General features: G+C 71.5%; 14 protein-coding genes. 9 read left to right on the forward strand and 5 right to left on the reverse strand.

The features are described 5' to 3' along the window. Nucleotides 1–468: 468 nt before the first annotated feature. Both HDA40_RS31510 and HDA40_RS31515 read left to right on the forward strand, forming a co-directional pair. A complete protein-coding gene (locus HDA40_RS31510; RefSeq protein WP_253761438.1) occupies nucleotides 469–1,617 on the forward strand; it encodes an alpha/beta hydrolase family protein in 1,149 nt (382 codons plus the stop codon). Nucleotides 1,618–1,668: 51 nt separating this feature from the next. Continuing rightward, nucleotides 1,669–2,109 (forward strand): hypothetical protein, encoded by a 441-nt coding sequence (locus tag HDA40_RS31515; RefSeq protein WP_253761439.1) that lies wholly within the window; start codon nucleotides 1,669–1,671, stop codon nucleotides 2,107–2,109. Nucleotides 2,110–2,113: 4 nt separating this feature from the next. Here the strand turns inward: HDA40_RS31515 and HDA40_RS31520 are convergent, their stop codons facing one another. From HDA40_RS31520 to HDA40_RS31530, 3 genes are all read right to left on the reverse strand, one after another. Then, entirely contained in the window at nucleotides 2,114–2,836 is a 723-nt protein-coding gene (locus tag HDA40_RS31520) for a VOC family protein (protein WP_253761440.1), read from the reverse strand. Continuing rightward, nucleotides 2,833–3,360 (reverse strand): LOG family protein, encoded by a 528-nt coding sequence (locus tag HDA40_RS31525; RefSeq protein WP_253761441.1) that lies wholly within the window; start codon nucleotides 3,358–3,360, stop codon nucleotides 2,833–2,835. Before HDA40_RS31525 ends, HDA40_RS31520 begins: the two co-directional genes overlap by 4 nt. Nucleotides 3,361–3,675: 315 nt before the next feature. Then, nucleotides 3,676–4,536, reverse strand: coding sequence for a fructosamine kinase family protein (locus HDA40_RS31530; protein ID WP_253761442.1), 861 nt, complete (start codon nucleotides 4,534–4,536; stop codon nucleotides 3,676–3,678). 37 nt (nucleotides 4,537–4,573) lie between these two features. Between HDA40_RS31530 and HDA40_RS31535 the strand changes: the two genes are divergently transcribed. From HDA40_RS31535 to HDA40_RS31565, 7 genes are read left to right on the forward strand one after another with little or no spacing between them, the layout of a single operon-like run. Beyond that, nucleotides 4,574–5,500: a S66 peptidase family protein gene (locus tag HDA40_RS31535; RefSeq protein ID WP_253761443.1), complete on the forward strand. Its 927-nt coding sequence runs from the start codon at nucleotides 4,574–4,576 to the stop codon at nucleotides 5,498–5,500. Between the two features lie 41 nt (nucleotides 5,501–5,541). Then, nucleotides 5,542–7,350, forward strand: a complete 1,809-nt coding sequence (locus HDA40_RS31540) for an ABC transporter ATP-binding protein (protein WP_253761444.1) — start codon at nucleotides 5,542–5,544, stop codon at nucleotides 7,348–7,350. Continuing rightward, nucleotides 7,347–9,287 (forward strand): ABC transporter ATP-binding protein, encoded by a 1,941-nt coding sequence (locus tag HDA40_RS31545; RefSeq protein WP_253761445.1) that lies wholly within the window; start codon nucleotides 7,347–7,349, stop codon nucleotides 9,285–9,287. The genes HDA40_RS31540 and HDA40_RS31545 overlap by 4 nt, the downstream gene beginning before the upstream one ends. Further along, entirely contained in the window at nucleotides 9,280–9,588 is a 309-nt protein-coding gene (locus HDA40_RS31550) for a hypothetical protein (RefSeq protein ID WP_253761446.1), read from the forward strand. The genes HDA40_RS31545 and HDA40_RS31550 overlap by 8 nt, the downstream gene beginning before the upstream one ends. Further along, a complete protein-coding gene (locus HDA40_RS31555; RefSeq protein ID WP_253761447.1) occupies nucleotides 9,567–10,238 on the forward strand; it encodes an endonuclease/exonuclease/phosphatase family protein in 672 nt (223 codons plus the stop codon). The genes HDA40_RS31550 and HDA40_RS31555 overlap by 22 nt, the downstream gene beginning before the upstream one ends. Before the next feature lie 10 nt (nucleotides 10,239–10,248). Beyond that, nucleotides 10,249–11,010: a type 1 glutamine amidotransferase gene (locus HDA40_RS31560; protein WP_253761448.1), complete on the forward strand. Its 762-nt coding sequence runs from the start codon at nucleotides 10,249–10,251 to the stop codon at nucleotides 11,008–11,010. 6 nt (nucleotides 11,011–11,016) lie between these two features. Then, nucleotides 11,017–13,923: a bifunctional [glutamine synthetase] adenylyltransferase/[glutamine synthetase]-adenylyl-L-tyrosine phosphorylase gene (locus tag HDA40_RS31565; RefSeq protein ID WP_253761449.1), complete on the forward strand. Its 2,907-nt coding sequence runs from the start codon at nucleotides 11,017–11,019 to the stop codon at nucleotides 13,921–13,923. 122 nt (nucleotides 13,924–14,045) lie between these two features. On the opposite strand, the gene HDA40_RS31570 is transcribed toward HDA40_RS31565, so the two are convergent. Both HDA40_RS31570 and HDA40_RS31575 read right to left on the reverse strand, forming a co-directional pair. After that, entirely contained in the window at nucleotides 14,046–14,831 is a 786-nt protein-coding gene (locus HDA40_RS31570) for a metallophosphoesterase (protein WP_253761450.1), read from the reverse strand. 9 nt (nucleotides 14,832–14,840) lie between these two features. Further along, entirely contained in the window at nucleotides 14,841–17,357 is a 2,517-nt protein-coding gene (locus HDA40_RS31575; protein WP_253763873.1) for a penicillin acylase family protein, read from the reverse strand. Nucleotides 17,358–17,384 lie beyond the last annotated feature (27 nt).

The following is a 17,384-nucleotide window of genomic DNA, read 5'->3' on the forward strand; positions in this document are numbered from 1 at the left end:
CGTGGTGGTGAGGCTGCGCTCCGCGATGAGCGTGGCGGTGAGGGTTGGCGTCGCAACGAGCACGATCGTGTGATCTCCGGAGGCTCACGCACCCAACCGCCGCTCGGTGAGGTGCGTGGCGCTCCGGAGATCATCGCGGCGGTCGGCGATCCGCGTGGCGCGCGCACCGCTGGAACACCATCGACCCAACCGTCGACCGGTGAGGTATACGGCGTTCCACCGACGGGCGGCCGATCCGAATCTGGGTTTGCTGTGCCGGCATCATCATCGGCTCAGGCACAAGGGCGGCTTTACGCGAACTGGGCCGATTCCGCTGGACCAGCCCGAACGGCCGTTCTTACGAGGTATTCCCCGAACCGCCATAGCCGGCTGGGCGTACGTCGGGAGGATGAGGTGGTCCCGTCGGAGTATCCGAAGTAGACACAGCGGCGGACGACCGCCGGGGTTGCCCGCGCCTAGCGTCGCGGCATGACTCACCTCTCCCGTAGAAGCCTGATCCTGGGGAGCGCGGCCGTCGCCTCGGCGGCCCTGCTCCCGGCGACCGCTGCGTCGGCGACGTCCAGCCCGCTGCACCTGCTGCGCCCGACCGGCCCGTACGCGGTCGGCGCGACGGCCCGGTATGTGCGGGACACTTCGCGCTCCGATCCGTGGGTGCCCAGCGTGCCCGCGCGCGAACTCATGATCACCATCTGGTACCCGACGCGCGACCGGCGGGGCGGGCGGTGGGCGTACATGTCGGCCGAGGAGTCCCGGCTGTTCATCGAGGGCAAGCAGAACTTCGACCTGCCGCTGGACATCTTGAGCACGGTGCGGACGTTCGCGTACGCCGAGGCGAAGCCGATGGGCCGGCCCCGGAGCCTGCCGCTCGTGGTGCTCTCGCCGGGGTACACGCAGCCTCGCAATTCGCTGTCGGCCCTGGCCGAGGACCTGGCCAGCCACGGCTACGTCGTCGTGGCGATCGACCACACCTACGAGACGTACGCCGTGACCTTCCCGGACGGCCGGGTCGCCGGGTGCGACACCTGCGCGTTCGACGACGACCGGACGTTCTTCGCCCGCCTCTACGAGGTACGCGCCGCCGACGTCTCCTTCGTGCTCGACCAGCTTCTGGGTGCGCAGCCGGTGTGGTCGGGCGGCCACCTCATCGATCCGAGCCGGATCGGGATGTCGGGGCACTCGGCCGGCGGGGCGAGCGCGATTCCCGCGATTCTCGGCGACCGGCGGATCCGGGCCGGCGTCAACATGGACGGCAGCTCCACGGGGTACACGCCGCCCGCTCCGGTGACCCGGCCGTTCCTGCTGCTCGGTACGCAGTCCTTCCACTCCCCGAACGGCCCGGACGCCTCATGGCAGCTCGACTGGGACCTCATGACGGGCTGGAAGCGGTGGATCACCGTGGCCGGGACGGAACACGCCTCCTTCAACGACCTGGCGTTGTTCGGCGAGCAACTCGGCATCGACTTCGGGGCCACGACGACCGGTACACGATCTACGCAGATCACCCGGCGGCTCAATCGGGCGATGTTCGACCGGCATCTGCGGCACCGGGCGGAGCCGTTGCTCGACCGAGCGGACCCGCGCTACCCCGAGATCACGGTCGCTGCGACCGGCGGCTAGCAGACTCCACGGCGGACTCCGTGAACGCGTCGTAGGCGCGACACTGAGCGGATGCGAAATCGATCCGTCCTCCTCGACGCCGGCCGAGGCGCGCTGACCGGAGCCGCCGTGGTGGCCGGCGGTTTCGTGGCCTATCTCTTCGGCGACTGGTACGCCCGTGGCACGAGCAACAACTACACGAACAGCGCCGACGCCTTCGGCGACTTCGCGTTCGCGTTTCTGTTCGCGGCTGTCGTGTTGTGCGCGGCCGGGGCGTACCTCGCCGCATGGTTGTGCCACCTGCGTCGGCCACTGCTGATCGCCATCGGGGGCAATATCCTGAGTGTGGTCGCGATCGTCAGCGTGTTGAGCCGGAGCCCAAATCCAAGCCTGAGCCTCCGCCTCGTCGCGGAGATCGCGGTCCCGATCGTGATCTTCGCCATCGTCGGAGCGGCCTTCTCGACCCGTTCGACCCGAGAGGTCTCGGCGTCGCCGGCCGCGCCGCGCGGCTGAGCGGCTAAGGAGTGCGGGAGGTCAGGCAGTAGACGCCGCCCGCCGGATCTCGCATCACCGTCCACCGCGGACGCGTGTCCACCACGACCGCGCCCAGCGAGACGTGCCAGGCGACCGCGGCGGGGACGTCGGAGCACGCCAGGTCCAGGTGCATCGCCGGACGGTCGGCGGCGCTCCCGAGCCGCTGCACGAGGATGCGGACGGGCAGCGTCGGCGGCGGCACGACCCGGGAGAACTCGGGGAGGGTCGCCGCCTGCGACTCCCAGCCGGTGACCGCCGCCCAGAAGGCGTACTCGGTCTCGAAGCCGTCGGGGAGCGCGTCGACGCACATCTGATCGGCCCGGACGCGCACGCCTGACGGGCCGGTCACCGGGGCCGGTCGGGTCTGCTCCTTGTGCCACGGAACGGCGCAGAAGAAGTGACCGGCGGGGGAGCGCAGCACGGCCCAGTCGCCGTGGTCGGCCGTCATGGCGGCGCCCGCATCGAGCGCGCTGGTGATGAAGGCGCGGACGTCGGTGACGGCGAAGTCGAGGTGCCCGCCGCCAGGTCCGCCCACTGCCTGAAGCTTCAGGAAGGCGTCGCCGGTCACGGGCTGAAAGGTCGCGAACTCGCCGTTCTCGCCACGCCTCGGGGAGAGCGCCGTCTCCGTCGCCTGTGTCCAGAACTCGGCCGCCGTCTCGAACCGATCGGCGGGACGGTCGAGGAACGCGTACGCCCAGCGGATCATCGCAGCGCCGCCCAGACCTCGTCGAGCGACGGCGCGACGGTGACGGCCGCCAGGAGCGCCGGGTTGATCAGCGGCCGCGACCCCAGCCAGTCCACCAGGCCGGCGTAGAAGCCGTCCGCGTCGAGCAGCACGAGGGGCTTGCTGTGCAGGCGCAGCTGTGGACCGGTCGTCCACACCTCGAACAGTTCGTCCAGGGTGCCCAGGCCGCCCGGCAGCACCAGGAAGGCGTCAGCCTTGTCGATCATGATGGACTTCCGGGCGGCGAGATCCGGCGAGACGATCAGCTCGTCCACCTCCGGGCTCGCCCGTTCGAGGGTGACCAGGCCCTCGGGCATCACCCCGGTCACCGGTACGCCCGCTGCGTGGGCGGCCTTAGCCAGCTCGCCCATCATCCCCAGCCCGCCGCCGCCGTAGATCAGCGAATGGCCCTCGCGCGCGAGCCCACGGCCGGTCTCGCGGGCCAGGTCGAAGAAGGATTCGGGGGCGTCGGGCTTGCCCGAGCAGAAAACGCAGACGGCGGCCACGCGACCGATCCTAGACGGGACCGCCGCCCTGCTTGCCGGAGATCAAAGCCCACACGACGGCCGCCACACCACCGGCGGTCAGCAGCGAGCAGAGCGCCAGCCGGCCCTGTCGCCGGCGGTCGCGCAGCGGAAGCCGACTTCGGTGACTCTCGCCCCGAAGGGGTTCTCCCGGCTCAGTTCGCCGGTGACGATCCTGGTCGCCGGAGCACCCGGGGCCGGCAAGGACATGCTCTGCGACTCCTGGACGTCGGCGCAGCGCGGGGCGAACACGCCCGTCACCAGACTCCGAAGGGCCCGGGTGACCTGGCGAACCGGTCAGGCGCGTACGCGGAACGGGGCGAGGACCTCGCGCACATAGCCGACCGCGTCCCAGTCGTCGTCACCGTGCGCGATCGTGCTGAGCACCTCGCGCAGGTGCAGCACCCGCATGCGATCCGCCCAGCCGTCGACCAACGGCGCGATCTCGGCGTACGCCGAGAAGAAGCGCGCCGACGACGGCGGTCGCGGGGAGCACCACATCATGCTGAGGTCGACCTCGGCCCAGGCGTAGGAGACGGCCGGGTCGATGACGGCGACGCCGCCGTCGGGCGTGCCGAGGATGTTGCCGGTCCAGAGATCCCCGTGAGTGAGGCAGGCCGGCTGCGCGGGGATCAGCTCGGGCAGCCGCTCGCAGAGCCGTTCCAGGGCACGCCGGTCCTCGGCCGTGAACTTCGTGATGTCCGGCAGCCATCGGAGGATGCGGTGCTCGGCGAAGAATTCATGCCCGTCGGTGTGCCATGTGTTGACCTGCCGCATCCGGCCGAGCCAGCCGTCGGCGGGCCAGCCGAAGCGGTCGGCGGCCGTCGAGGTGTGCAGGCGTGCGAGCGCCCGGCCCAACGCCGCCCAGGCGTCGTCGGTGTCGGGGAACGCCGGGAACGGCGCGAGCACCAGCAGCTTGGGCGAGACGTGCAGGACGTCCGGCGTACGCAGCCCGGCGTCGCGCAACGCGGCGAGCCCGGCGGCCTCGACCTCGAAGACGTCCGGATCGTCCGTCCGAAGCGTCTTCGCGAAGACCTGCGTACCGGTGGAGAAGAGGGTGGCGACCCCGGCCTGTGCGATCACCCCGCCTCCGGCGGGCTGCACGGACTCCGCATCGAACCCGGCCAACCGCAGGCGCCAGCGCAGAAGCTCGGTCACGCACCAAGAATAAGCGCGGCCCCGCTAAGCTGCCGTCATGATCGATCCCGTCCGCCCGGCCGCCCTCGCCGCCGGTGACCTGGTGGCCCTGGTCTCGCCGTCCGGACCGGTCCGGTCCGTCCGCGCCGACGCCGCGGTCGGCGTGCTGACCGGATGGGAGCTGCGGACCCGGCTGGGCCGGCACGCCCTGGCCCGCACCGGGTACCTCGCCGGCACGGATGAGCAGCGGCTGGCCGACCTCAACGAGGCGTTCGCCGACCCCGAGGTGCGGGCCGTGCTCTGCCTCCGGGGTGGCTACGGCATGCAGCGCATCGTCGACGGGCTCGACCTCGACGCGGTCCGCGCCGATCCGAAGCTGGTCATGGGATTCTCCGACATCACCGCGTTGCACCTGGCGCTGTGGCAGGGCGCTCGGCTCGCGACCGTGCACGGTCCGGTGGCGGCGCAGCTGGACAAGGGCGCGCAGTCGCCGACCGCGCTGGGCGCGAAGACCGTCCTGATGTCGTCCGCGCCGGTGACGGTCAAGGCCGACGAGGCGGAGAGCACGTTCCGCGTACGCCGGGTGGGGCGCGCCGAGGGTGTGCTGATCGGCGGCAATCTCGCGATGCTGGCCAGCAGCGTCGGCACCCCGCACATGCCCGACCTGACCGGGGCGATCCTGCTGGTCGAGGACGTCAACGAGCAGCCCTACCGGATCGACCGGATGCTGACCCAACTGCTGCGCTCGGGCGCGCTCGACGGGCTGGCGGGTGTCGCGATCGGACAGTTCACCGACTGCGACGCCGAGGGCGGCCCGGCCGCGGAGGAGGTGCTGGAGGAACGGCTCGCGCCGTTGGGCGTACCACTCTTGGGCGGACTGCCGATCGGGCACGGCGATCAGCACGTGGCGATCGGGGTCGGAGTGCCCGCGGTCCTGGACGCCACAGCGGGCACGCTGCACGTCCAACCCGTAGGACGAGCGTAACGGGTGTGCGGGCCGGGGGGTCGTTAGTATAGGAAAGGAGTATGAGCCCCCGCATCGACCCCGACAGAAGCAAATCCTGGTTACGGCGGGCGCTCCCGCTGGTTCGCGCGCATCGCGGGATGCTGTTCACCTCGCTCGGCCTGTCGCTGGTCGGCCTGCTGGTTCAGGTGCAGATTCCGGATGCGCTACGGCGCGGGATCGACGACGCGCTGGTCGCGCGTACGTCTGATCTGAACACATATGTCTGGCTTGTCGCCGCGTTGGCGATCGCGCAGGGCGTGCTGAACTTCGGGGCGCGGAAGTATCTGCTGCGCACGGCGTACGAGATCGAGTACGACCTGCGGACCCTCATCTACTCGCACCTGGTCCGGCTGCCCTACGGGTTCTACGACCGCGTCCAGTCCGGCGAGCTGATGTCGCGGGCCGCCTCCGACGTCCGCGCGGTCCAGATGTACCTCGCCTTCGGCCCGTCGATCCTGGTCCAGTGCGGCATCGCGCTGGTCGCCTTCGGGCTGATGGTGTCGATCAACCCGCTGCTCGCGGTGGTCGCGATGGCGACCATGCCGCTCATCGCGCTGCTCGGCGTCTGGATGCGCAAGGCCATCTTCCCGGTGTCCTGGCTCATCCAGGCCCGCCTCGCCCGCGTCGCGACGATCGTGGACGAGAACACCCAAGGGGTACGCGTGGTGAAGGCGTTCGCGGCCGAACCCCGGCAGGTGCAGGCGCTCGCCGACGCCGCCGATCGGGTGCGGTGGGCGTACCGGCGCGACGCGCTGATCCGCAGCCGGTGGGCGCCCACTCTCGAGAGCCTGCCCCGGCTCGGGCTCGCCCTCGTGCTGCTGTTCGGCGGCTGGATGGTCATCGACGGGCAGACCACGATCGGCACGATCGTCGCGTTCAACTCCTACGTCCTCATGCTCCAGCCACCCTTCCGGATGCTCGGCATGATGATCATGCTCGGGCAGCGGGCCGCCGCGTCGGCACAGCGCATCTACGAGATCCTCGACACCGAGTCGGAGATCGTCGAGGCGGACCGCCCGATCGACGCCCGGCTGCGGGGCGAGCTGGAATTCCGCGGGGTCGGCTTCGCGTACGCCGACGGCACGGTCGCGCTGGCGGACCTGGATCTGCGGGTCGCGCCGGGGGAGACGGTGGCGCTCGTCGGCCGGACCGGCTCGGGCAAGTCGACGCTCGGCCGGCTGCTGGCCCGCTACTACGACGCCACGGCCGGGACGGTGCTGATCGACGGCCGCGACGTCCGTGAATACGGCCTGGCCGAGCTGCGCCGCCAGGTCGGCATCGTGCCGGAGGAGCCGTTCCTCTTCTCGGCCACGATCCGGGACAACATCGCGTTCGGCCGGCCCGACGCCGCCGACGAGGACGTGATCGCCGCCGCGCGGGCCGCCGGGGCGGACGAGTTCATCGGGCACCTGCCGGAGGCGTACGCGACGGTGGTCGGCGAGCGCGGTTACACGCTGTCCGGCGGCCAGCGGCAACGCGTCGCGATCGCGCGGGCGCTGCTGATGAACCCGCCGGTGCTCGTGCTCGACGACGCGACGAGCGCCGTGGACGTCTCCGTCGAGCAGCGGATTCACACCGCGCTACGGGATTTGATGGTCGGCAGGACAACCTTGATCGTGGCACATCGCCTCTCCACCATCGGGCTCGCCGATCGGGTGCTGCTCGTCGAGGACGGCCGCGTCGTCGCCGACGGCACTCATCGGGAGCTGCTCGACGACCCGCGGTACGCCGCGGTGCTGGCGAGCTACGACACCCCGACCGACACCGCGACTGACATCCCGACTGACACTGCGGCTCATGTCGCGAACGATGAGGTGACGACGGCATGACGATGTTCGGTGGCGGCTTCGGCGGGCCGGGCGCCGGCGGCGGCGGGGCCATGGGCGGCCCCGGTCGCGGCGGCCTCAACAAGTCGCCCGAGGGTCTGGCGTTCGCGGGCATCCCGCCCGAACTCCAAGCCGGGGTCGACCGGCTGGAGGCGATCGAGAGCCGGCGGCCGCAGCCGTCCGAGCCGGTCGAGTTCCGGCAGGCCGTCGCCGGCGAACGGCGGCTCACCCTGCCCGGCCTGCTGCTGGGCCGGTGGCGGCTGTTCGCCGTGGCCTGCGTCATGCTGCTCGGCGAGACGGTGCTGCTCCAGGCCGGTCCGCTGCTCGTGCAGGTCGGGATCGACCACGGCATCATGCGCGGCGATCTGCGTACGCTGCTGCTCGCGGCCGGCGCCTTCATCGGCTCGGTCGTGCTCTCCTGGGGCGCCTCGGTGGCGCGGATGCGGCAGACCGGGCGGCTGGCCGCCGATGCCGTCCGGGATCTGCGCGTACGCGTCTTCGCCCAACTGCAACGGATGTCGCTGGACTTCTTCACGACCGAGAAGGCGGGCGTGATCCTCACCCGGATGACGTCCGATGTGGAGGCTGTGCAGAGCCTGCTCTCCGACGGCCTGGCCCAGTTCGTCATCCAGGGCCTGACCATGGTCGTGGTCACCGTCGTGCTGTTCTCCTACGACGTCGAGCTGGCCCTGATCACGTTGCTGCTGGTGGTGCCGCTGCTGACGGCCGCCTCGCTGTGGTTCCGGCGCGCCGCCGACGACGGGTACCGCCGCCAGCGCGACACCATCGCCGCGATGTACTCCGACCTGTCGGAGAGCATCTACGGCGTCCGGGTCGTCACGGCGTACCACCGGCAGGACCGCAACGTCGCCGACCACGAGGCGGTGGTCGGCAGGTATCGCGACGCCAACAACTTCACCGGCCACATCAACGCCGTCTACGGGCCGGGCACGTCCGTCATCGGGCTGCTGGGCATGGCCGCGCTGCTCCTGATCGGCGGGGAACGCGTACTGCGCGGGGAGATCAGCGTGGGTGAGCTGACCGCCTTCGTCCTCTATCTGAACGCGTTCTTCGCCCCCGTGCAGCAGCTCGTCCAGCTCTACACGAGCTACCAGCAGGGGCGGGCGGCCGTGGTGAAACTGCGGGACCTGCTGTCGTCGCAGCCGACGGTGGCCGAGAAGCCGGATGCGGCGGCGCTGCCCCCGGTGCAGGGCGAGATCCGGTTCGACCGGGTCACCTTCGGCTACCTGCCGGGCCGGCCGGTGCTGCGCGACGTCGACCTCGTGATCGCGCCCGGGGAGACGGTCGCCTGCGTCGGTCCGACCGGTGCGGGCAAGTCGACCCTGGCCAAGCTGGTCACCCGGTTCTACGACCCGGAGTCCGGGCAGATCCTCATCGACGGGCACGACCTGCGGGACGTCACGCTGTCCTCGCTGCGCCGGCAGATCGGCGTCGTGCCGCAGGAGCCGTTCCTGTTCGCCGGGACGATCCGGGAGAACATCGCGTTCGCCCGGCCGGACGCGTCCGAGGCCGAGATCTGGGCCGCCGTCGACGCCGTCGGCCTGCGCGACCTCGTCGAGCGTACGCCGGACGGGCTGGACGCCCGGCTGCACGAGCGCGGTCAGAGCGTCTCGTCCGGACAGCGCCAGTTGCTGGCCCTGGCACGGGCGTTCCTCGCCGAACCCCGGGTGGTGGTGCTCGACGAGGCCACGTCCAACTTGGACCTTCAATCCGAGCTACGGGTGGAACGAGCGCTCGACCGGCTGCTGGAGGGCCGGACCGCGCTGCTGATCGCGCACCGGCTCAGCACCGCGATGCGGGCCGACCGGATCGTGGTCGTCGACGAGCACGGGATCCTCGAAAGCGGCTCGCACACCGAACTGCTGGCCCTCGACGGCCGGTACGCCCAGATGCACGCCACCTGGGCCGCCCATGCGTAAGGCGGGCATCGTCGCGGGCTGGGCCTTCGCCGTGGGGGTCGCCGTCTGGGCGGTAGTGCGACTCGTCGGGCTCGACGGGTGGTATCCGGCGGTGCAGGTAGTGGCCTTCACGCCCTATGCCGTCCTGGTCGCTGCGCTGGGCGTACCCGTGCTTGCCTGGTGGAAGAAGTGGCCGGAAGCCGCGGTCGCCGCCGTGAGCGCCGTGGTGCTCGCGGCCTGTGTGCTCCCGCGGGCGGTGACGGCGACGCGCTGGCCGGGGCGACCGGGCCGACCCTGCGGGTGGCGAGCGCGAATCTGCTGATCGGCGGGGCCGATCCGGCCGAGATCCTCCGGCGGGTACGCGAAGAGCAGGTGGACGTGCTGGCGGTGCAGGAGATGACGCCGGAGTGGCTCGCGGCGGCCGACGCCGCCGGGCTGGGCGACGTGCTGCCGCAGCGGTTCGTGGCGCCCGCGAGCCTGGCCGAGGGCTCGGCGGTCTTCTCGCGGCGGCCGCTGAGCGACGGCGGCTCGCACCTGATGGCCTTCGGCTGGTTCCAGCAGGTCCACGCGGTGATCACGGTCGACGGCGTGCCGGTCTTGCTGGAGTCGGCCCATCCGGCCTCGCCCTACAACGCCGACGTGACCCCGGCCTGGCGGTCGAACCTGCGCAAGGAGCCGCCCGCGACGCCGGACGGGCCGCTGCGGGTGCTGATGGGCGACTTCAACTCGACCCTCGACCACGGGCTGCTGCGCGACGTGATCGACAGCGGCTACCGGGACGCCGCCTCGGTGGTCGGCAAGGGGCTGGTCGGGACCTGGGGACCGTACAACGGCGACCCCGTGCCGCCGGTGACCATCGATCATGTGCTGGCCGACCGGCGGATCGGCGTACGCGCCTTCGCGGCGTTCACCATCCCCGGCAGCGACCACCGGATGATCGTCGCCACCCTGGTCCTCCCGGGCACTCACTAGACTGGGCGGCGTGAGTGCCGCCCTGGTGATCGAGAACGACCCGACCGACGACGCCCGCCGACTGGGTGACTGGCTCACCGACGCGGGCCTGGCGCTGGACGTACGCCGAGTGCACGCCGGTGATCCGCTGCCCGAGGAGCCGACGGAGCATTCCGCGCTCGTGGTGCTGGGTGGATCGCAGGACGCCTACCCCGAGGGGAACACCGCGCCGTGGTTCCCGCAGCTGGAGGCGTTGCTGCGCAAGGCGGTGCGGCATCGCGTACCCACGCTGGCGATCTGCCTCGGCGGTCAGCTGCTCGCCCAGGCCCACGGCGGCACCGTCGAGCGGTCCGCGTCCGGCCCGGAGGTCGGCCCCGGCCTCGTCGCCCGGCGGGACGCCGCCGAGAAGGACCCGCTCTGGGCGCCGGTGCCGTTCGTCCCGGACGTCCTGCAGTACCACTACGACGAGATCACCGAGCTGCCGCTGGGCGCGACCCTGCTGGCGACCTCCAGCCGCTACCCGAACCAGGCCTTCCGGATCGGCGACCTCGCCTGGGGCACGCAGTTCCACATCGAGTGCGACACCGAGCAGTACGCGGGCTGGCTGGAGTCGACCCGGGCGAGCCTGGCCGAGCTGGGCGTCGATGCCGACGAACTGATCGAGCGGGCGGACGGGCTGATGGACGACCTCTTCGAGGTCTGGCAGCCGTTCGCCCGGCGGTTCGCCGACATCGCGCTCGGGCGGCTGGAGCCGCCGGTGAGCGCCCGCACGACGCTTCCGCTGCTCGGCTGATCCGCGATGGCGGCGGGCATCGGGCGGCTGGCACGGTACGGCTTCACCGCGGTGCCGGGCCGGCCTGACCCGGTGGGACTGCTCGGCCCGCGCGGGATGAACCTCTGGGTCGCGGAGGAGCAGCGGCCGTACGACGAGGAGGCGGCGCTCATCCTCGACCAGCTGCGCCGGGTCGCGGACCCGAACCTGGCGCTGCGGCAGCTCGCCCGGCTGCACGAGCGGGATCCGGCCGTGGTCGAGGCCGTCGGCGCCGATCACGACCTGCGCGATCGGCTGATCACGGTGCTGGGCGCGTCCGAGGCGCTCGGTGACCATCTCGCGGCCCGGCCCGGCGAATGGCGGTGTCTGACGGACACCATGCCCGCCCGCTACGAGGTGCACGCCGGGATCGCCGACGTCGCGGCGCTGCGGCTGGCGTACCGGCGGGGGCTGCTGCGCGTGGCGGCGGCGGATCTGGCCGACCACGTCGACGTCGAGCAGACCATGGCCGAGTTGACCGCGCTCGCCGACGCCACCTTGCGGGTGGCGTACCGGCTGGCCTCGGCCCGGGTCGCCGGGAATCCCCGGCTGGCCGTCATCGCCATGGGCAAGTGCGGCGGCACCGAACTGAACTATGTGTCCGATGTGGATGTCATCTTCGTCGCCGCCGAGGACGAGGACCTGCCGGCCGCCACCGCCATCGCCACCAGGCTGATGGAGATCTGCGGCCAGGTCGCCTGGCCGGTCGACGCCGCGCTGCGGCCCGAGGGCGGGCGCGGGCCGCTGGTGCGCACACTCGCCAGCCATCTCGCGTACTACCAGCGCTGGGCGCGTACGTGGGAGTTCCAGGCGCTGCTCAAGGCGCGGGCGGTCGCCGGGGAGGTGGCGCTCGGCCGGTCGTGGCTGGTCGCGTTGCAACCGCTCATCTGGCACGCCGCGGAACGCCCTGAAGCGGTCGAGGACGTCCGCAAGATGCGCCGCCGCATCGTCGAGCAGATCCCTCGCAGCGAGATCGATCGCGAGATCAAGCGCGGCCCCGGCGGCCTGCGCGACATCGAGTTCGCCGTCCAGCTCCTCCAGCTCGTGCACGGCCGCGCCGACGAAACGCTGCGCTCGCCCAACACGCTCACCGCGCTGCGCGCGCTCGTCGCCGGCGGCTACGTCGGGCGGCACGACGGCGAGGCGCTCGTGCTCGCGTACCGGTTCCTGCGGGAGGTGGAGCATCGGCTCCAGCTGCAGAAACTGCGCCGCACGCACACCGTCCCGGCCGCCGACGGGGGCGCCGGTTCCGCGGCTCTGGTCTGGCTCGCGCAGTCCATGGGGTACGCCGGAAGCGGCACCCGGACAGCGGAAGAGATGTTCCGGGCGGACTGGGTCGCGCATGCCGCCGAAGTCCGGCGACTGCATGCGAAGTTGTTCTTCCGGCCGCTCCTGACGGCGGTCGCGCAGGTCTCCGCCGACCATCTCGCGCTGCGGACGGCACAGGCCCGGGAGCGTTTGGTGGTCCTCGGGTACGCCGACCCGGCCGGAGCGCTGCGGCACATCGAGGCGTTGAGCGGGGGAGTGTCCCGGACGGCGGCGATCCAGCGCACCCTGCTGCCGGTGCTGCTGGAAGAGCTGGCCGACGCGCCCGACCCCGACGCCGGGCTGCTGGCGTACCGGCAGGTGTCGGAGAAGCTGGGCGCGACGCCCTGGTACCTGCGCCTGCTGCGGGACGAGGGCCCGGTCGCGCTGCGGCTGGCCCGGCTGCTGGGCACCTCGCGGTACGCCGTCGACCTGCTCGCCCGCGACCCCGAGGCGCTGCGCCTGATGGCGTCCGACGGCGAGTTGGCACCTCGGGAAGGGCGCGCCCTGGTCGAGGCGATGTCCTCGGCCGCCGGCCGCTACCGGGTGCCCCAGGAGGCCATCCGGGCCGTCCGCGCGGTACGCCGTCGCGAGCTGTTCCGGACGGCTTGCGCCGACCTGTTCCTCCGGCCGACCGAGCTGGAGACCGGGCAGGCCCTCTCCGACGTCACCGACGCGACGCTGGCCGCCGCACTGGAGGTCGCCCGGGCGGCTGCCGGAGCGCCGGAGGACTTCGAGTTCTCGATCATCGGCATGGGCCGCCTCGGCGGGTACGAGATGAGCTACCCGTCCGACGCCGACGTGCTGTTCGTCTACGAACCCGGCTCGGGCATGCGGGACGACGAGGCGCAGGGCACGGCGCTGGCCGTCGCGGAGAATCTGCGTACGCTGCTGGCCGCGCCGGCTCAGGATCCGCCGCTCGGGGTGGACGCCGACCTGCGCCCGGAGGGACGGCAGGGGCCACTGGTCCGGTCGTTCACCGCGTACCAGCGCTACTACGCGAAGTGGAGCGCGATCTGGGAGGCGCAGGCGCTGCTGCGAGCGCGCCCGGTCGCCGGGTCCGAAGCCCTCGCCGCCCGGTTCATCGAGCTGATCGAGCCGATCCGCTATCCCGAGGGCGGCCTGACCCGGGAACAGGTCGTCGAGATCCGGCGGATCAAGGCCCGGGTCGAGAACGAACGGCTGCCCCGCGCGGCCGACCCGCTCACCCACACCAAGCTCGGGCGCGGCGGGATCGCGGATGTCGAATGGACCGTCCAGCTCTGGCAACTGCGCCACGCGTACGAGCTGGAAAAGCTGAAGACGACGCGGACCCTGACCGCGCTCGCCGCCGCGACCGAGGCGGGCCTCGCGTCTGCCGCGGACGCGGAGATCCTGCGGACGGCCTGGAGTTTCGCGGCCCGAGTACGCAACGCGCTGACCCTGGTCCGCGGCCGGGCGGCCGACCAGCTGCCCCGGCACGGCCCGGAGTTGGAGGGCATCGCACAGATCCTGGGCCAGGACGGCGAGCCGACCCTGGTGCTGGAGGAGTACCTGCGCGCGACCCGGCGCGCGCGGGCGGTCGTCGAGCGCCTCTTCTTCACCGACTGACCCCCCTCGCGCGCCCCCGGCCGCCCTCTTTCTGCGCGATCATGAACTATCGGTCATGATCGACCGGCGTGTCGTGTCCGCGCGACCATGATCGATCCCGCAGCGCGATGATCGACTACTCGTCAAGCGGGGACCGGAGTCAGCTCGAACGGTACGCACCGCGCCCCGAGCGCGATCCCGGTGTCGACCGACATGACCAGCCCGTCGGCGTAGACGACCGGGGCGTCGACCTCGGCCGGCGGGACCGCGAAGGTCTCGGGAATGGTCGAGTGGCCGTGCACGATCCGCCGCCCGCCGAGCCGGTCGAGCAGCTGACGGGCGCGGCCGGGCCCGGTGGCCCGGTCGAGGAACTCGAAGCGCCGGAAGATCAGCCGCATCTGGCCGCCGAAGGTCGCCGGATCGCGGTCGGCCATCATCTGCCGGACCGTCGCGTTGATCTCCTCGATGGTGTCCCCGAACTCCAGGTACGCCGTCGTGTCCGCGTGGATCAGCAGGTTGTCGTCGACGAGGGCGACCGCCGGCAGCGCCGCCAGCCAGGCCAGCTGGGCGTCGGTGAGACCCTCGAGGTCGGTGCCCTGGCCGCCGTTGAGCGCCCAGGACTGGATGATCGTGCGCTCGGCGGTGATCGGCGCGTCCGGGATGTATCGCGACCCGTAGATCAGCAGGTCGTGGTTGCCCAGCACGCAGCCCACCTCGCCGCCGGCCGCGGCCGCCTGCGGCTGGAGCGTCATGATCAAGTCGATGACGCCGATGCCGTCCGGCCCGCGATCGGTGAGGTCGCCGAGGAACCAGAGCCGGGCGTCGCCGCCCGCCCACGAGCCGCCCGCGTCGAGCAGGCCGGCCTCGCGGAGAGCCTCGGTGACCTGGGCGCGATGCCCATGGGTGTCGCCGATGACATAGAGCGCCACGGCGTCAGCTTATCCCTTCGGGCGATCTTGTGTGGTGAGGGTCAGGGTGTGCTCCGTGGCGGCGTCGATGGACGCCCGCGCGAAGCGGAACGGCAGCGTCTGACCGGTACGCCAGCGCTCGTACTGGTCGTCGTAGGTGGTCGCGAAGGCATGCCCGGAGTTGCCGGTCAGCTGAATCCACCGCGAGTCGTCCAGGTTGGACAAGTTGACGATCATTCGCATCGACGGGACCGCGTCGACCTCGTAGCCCTCGCCCGCGGTCCAGCCGGTCGCGTTGACGATCGAGTCGCCGCCGCTGACCCCGGTCTTCTCGTGGTTGAACAGCCACTCGATCGGGCCGATGCCGCTGGTGCCGAAGGTCGCGTGGGTCGCGGTGAGCGTGTGCATCGCGCCCCAGCGCCACTTCTTCGGGTCCTTGTCCTGGTCCTCGGTCAGCTCGGCGACCGCGTCCGCCTGTGCCTGGGCCAGGATCTGCTCACGGGTCTCGTGCCCGGCCGTCGACTTGACGTCCCACCAGGCCGCCTCGGGCTGGTCGAGCAGGTGCCGGACCACCTCGAACCAGCGGTCGCCGCCGTCGGCCGGATAGCCGTCGTCGCCGTAGCCCAGCTCGTCGAAGACCAGCCGGAGCAGGTTGCGCCAGACGGCGTTGTAGTACGCCGCCGCGGCCGAGTCCTCCGGCTGCTGGTAGTCCCAGCCGTCGAGCAGTCGCACGGCCTGCTTCGCCGCGTCGGGCGCGGTCCGGGCCAGCCACGGGACCAGCGTCGGGGCGAACCCGTTGCGGTTGTCGAACTGCATCTTCTGGACGTCGTCCAGGGTGATCTTGCCGGCCTTCGCGGTCGCCTGGATCATGTCGTTGATCCGCTGCGACCGGTAGCCGTAGCTCCAGTCGCTGGTCAGGAAGTGCTGGTACCGCGGGCCGATGACGGCCTGGTTCGCCGTCGCGACGTACCCCTGCTTGGGGTTCAGGACGGTCGGCAGTTCGGCGAACGGGAGATAGCCCGTCCAGTCGTACGCCGAGTCCCAGCCGGGCGCCGGCCAGCGGCCGTCGCCCTTGCCGCGTACCGGGATGCGGCCCGGCGACTGGTAGCCGATGTTGCCGTCGACGTCGGCGTAGACCATGTTCTGCGCGGGCACCTCGAACAGCGCGGCGGCCGCCCGGAACTCGGTCCAGTTGCCGGCCTTGTTCAGGGCGAACAACGCGTCGGCGGTCCGGCCCGGGTCGAGTGCGGTCCAGCGCAGCGCGACGGCGTACCCGTCCTTGCTGAGCTTCTTGAGGTCGTCGCTGGCGTCGGACAGCAGCGGCCCGTGGCCGGTCGAGCGGACGGTGATCGTCTTCCGCCCGCCGCCGGCGATCTTCAGCACCTCCTGCCGCGTGGCCAGCGGCTTGAGCTGCCCGTCCACCTCGTACTGATCGCCGGTGACCTTCTCGTAGTAGAGGTCGGTGACGTCCGGGTCGAGGTTGGTGAAGCCCCACGCGATCCGCGCGTTGTGCCCGATCACGACGCCGGGCACGCCGGAGAAGCTGAACCCGGCCACGTCCTGCGACTGGGCGTCGCAGGCGCAGTGCAGCCCGATCTGGTACCAGATCCCGGGCTGCGACGGGCTCAGGTGCGGGTCGTTGGCGAGGATCGGCTTGCCGGTCGCGGTCAGGTCGCCGCTGATCACCCACGAGTTCGAGCCGATGCCAGGCCCGCCGTCGCCCATCAGCTGCGGCATCCGGTCCAGGCCGTCGGCCAGCTCCCGGAGCAGGTCGCCCTGCGCGCTCGTCGGCTTCACGGCCGGCTGCGTCGGCGGCGTCCCGGTCGCCTCGCCGCCGGAAACGATCGGAACATTTCGATCATAGGGGTACGCCGGATAGAGCTGTTCGATCTGCTCGACGCTCAGCCCCTCGGCGAGCAGGGCGGCCCGCCGGATCTCCGTCTCCATGTTGCCGCGCAGATCCCAGGCCATCGCCTTCAGCCAGGCGAGCGAGTCGATCGGATCCCACTGCTCGATCTCGTAGCCGGAGTTCTGCAGACTCAGCAGCGTGTACTCCAGGCTGAGCTGGCCCGCCGAGTGGCCGGCCAGGTAGGCGTTGACGCCCTCGGCGTACGCGGTGAGGTTGGCGCGGGAGTCGGCCGAGATGAGGTCCCACTCCTGCTCGGCGACCCGCCGCCAGCCCATCGTCCGCAGGTACGCGTCGGTCTCGAGCTGGCTCTCGCCGAACAGTTCGGCGAGACGGCCGCCGGTGACGTGCCGCCGGAAGTCCATCTCCCAGAACCGGTCCTGGGCGTGCACATAGCCCTGCGCCCGGTAGAGGTCGGCCGTCGTGGTCGCGTAGATCTGCGGAACGCCATGCGCGTCCCGCTGGACTCGGACCTCGGCGGACAGGCCGGGCAGCGCGATCGTGCCGTCGAGTTGGGGCAGCGCCCGGCGGATGGACCAGACGAGGGTCCCCGCGCCGACGAGCCCGAGGACGATCACCACCGCGAGGGTCCACAGCGAGATCTTTCGGGCACGGCGCAGCCAAACGCGGGAACGGCTCATGTTTTCCGGCACGGCGTGCAGCATATT

It is taken from the genome of Hamadaea flava (assembly GCF_024172085.1).
Lineage (GTDB): Bacteria > Actinomycetota > Actinomycetes > Mycobacteriales > Micromonosporaceae > Hamadaea > Hamadaea flava.

Coding starts and splice junctions, on each gene's coding strand:
- HDA40_RS31510 (WP_253761438.1), top strand. CDS start 469: ATGACTCACCTCTCCCGTAGAAGCCTGATCCTGGGGAGCGCGGCCGTC.
- HDA40_RS31515 (WP_253761439.1), top strand. CDS start 1,669: ATGCGAAATCGATCCGTCCTCCTCGACGCCGGCCGAGGCGCGCTGACC.
- HDA40_RS31520 (WP_253761440.1), bottom strand. CDS start 2,836: ATGATCCGCTGGGCGTACGCGTTCCTCGACCGTCCCGCCGATCGGTTC.
- HDA40_RS31535 (WP_253761443.1), top strand. CDS start 4,574: ATGATCGATCCCGTCCGCCCGGCCGCCCTCGCCGCCGGTGACCTGGTG.
- HDA40_RS31540 (WP_253761444.1), top strand. CDS start 5,542: ATGAGCCCCCGCATCGACCCCGACAGAAGCAAATCCTGGTTACGGCGG.
- HDA40_RS31545 (WP_253761445.1), top strand. CDS start 7,347: ATGACGATGTTCGGTGGCGGCTTCGGCGGGCCGGGCGCCGGCGGCGGC.
- HDA40_RS31550 (WP_253761446.1), top strand. CDS start 9,280: ATGCGTAAGGCGGGCATCGTCGCGGGCTGGGCCTTCGCCGTGGGGGTC.
- HDA40_RS31565 (WP_253761449.1), top strand. CDS start 11,017: ATGGCGGCGGGCATCGGGCGGCTGGCACGGTACGGCTTCACCGCGGTG.
- HDA40_RS31575 (WP_253763873.1), bottom strand. CDS start 17,357: ATGAGCCGTTCCCGCGTTTGGCTGCGCCGTGCCCGAAAGATCTCGCTG.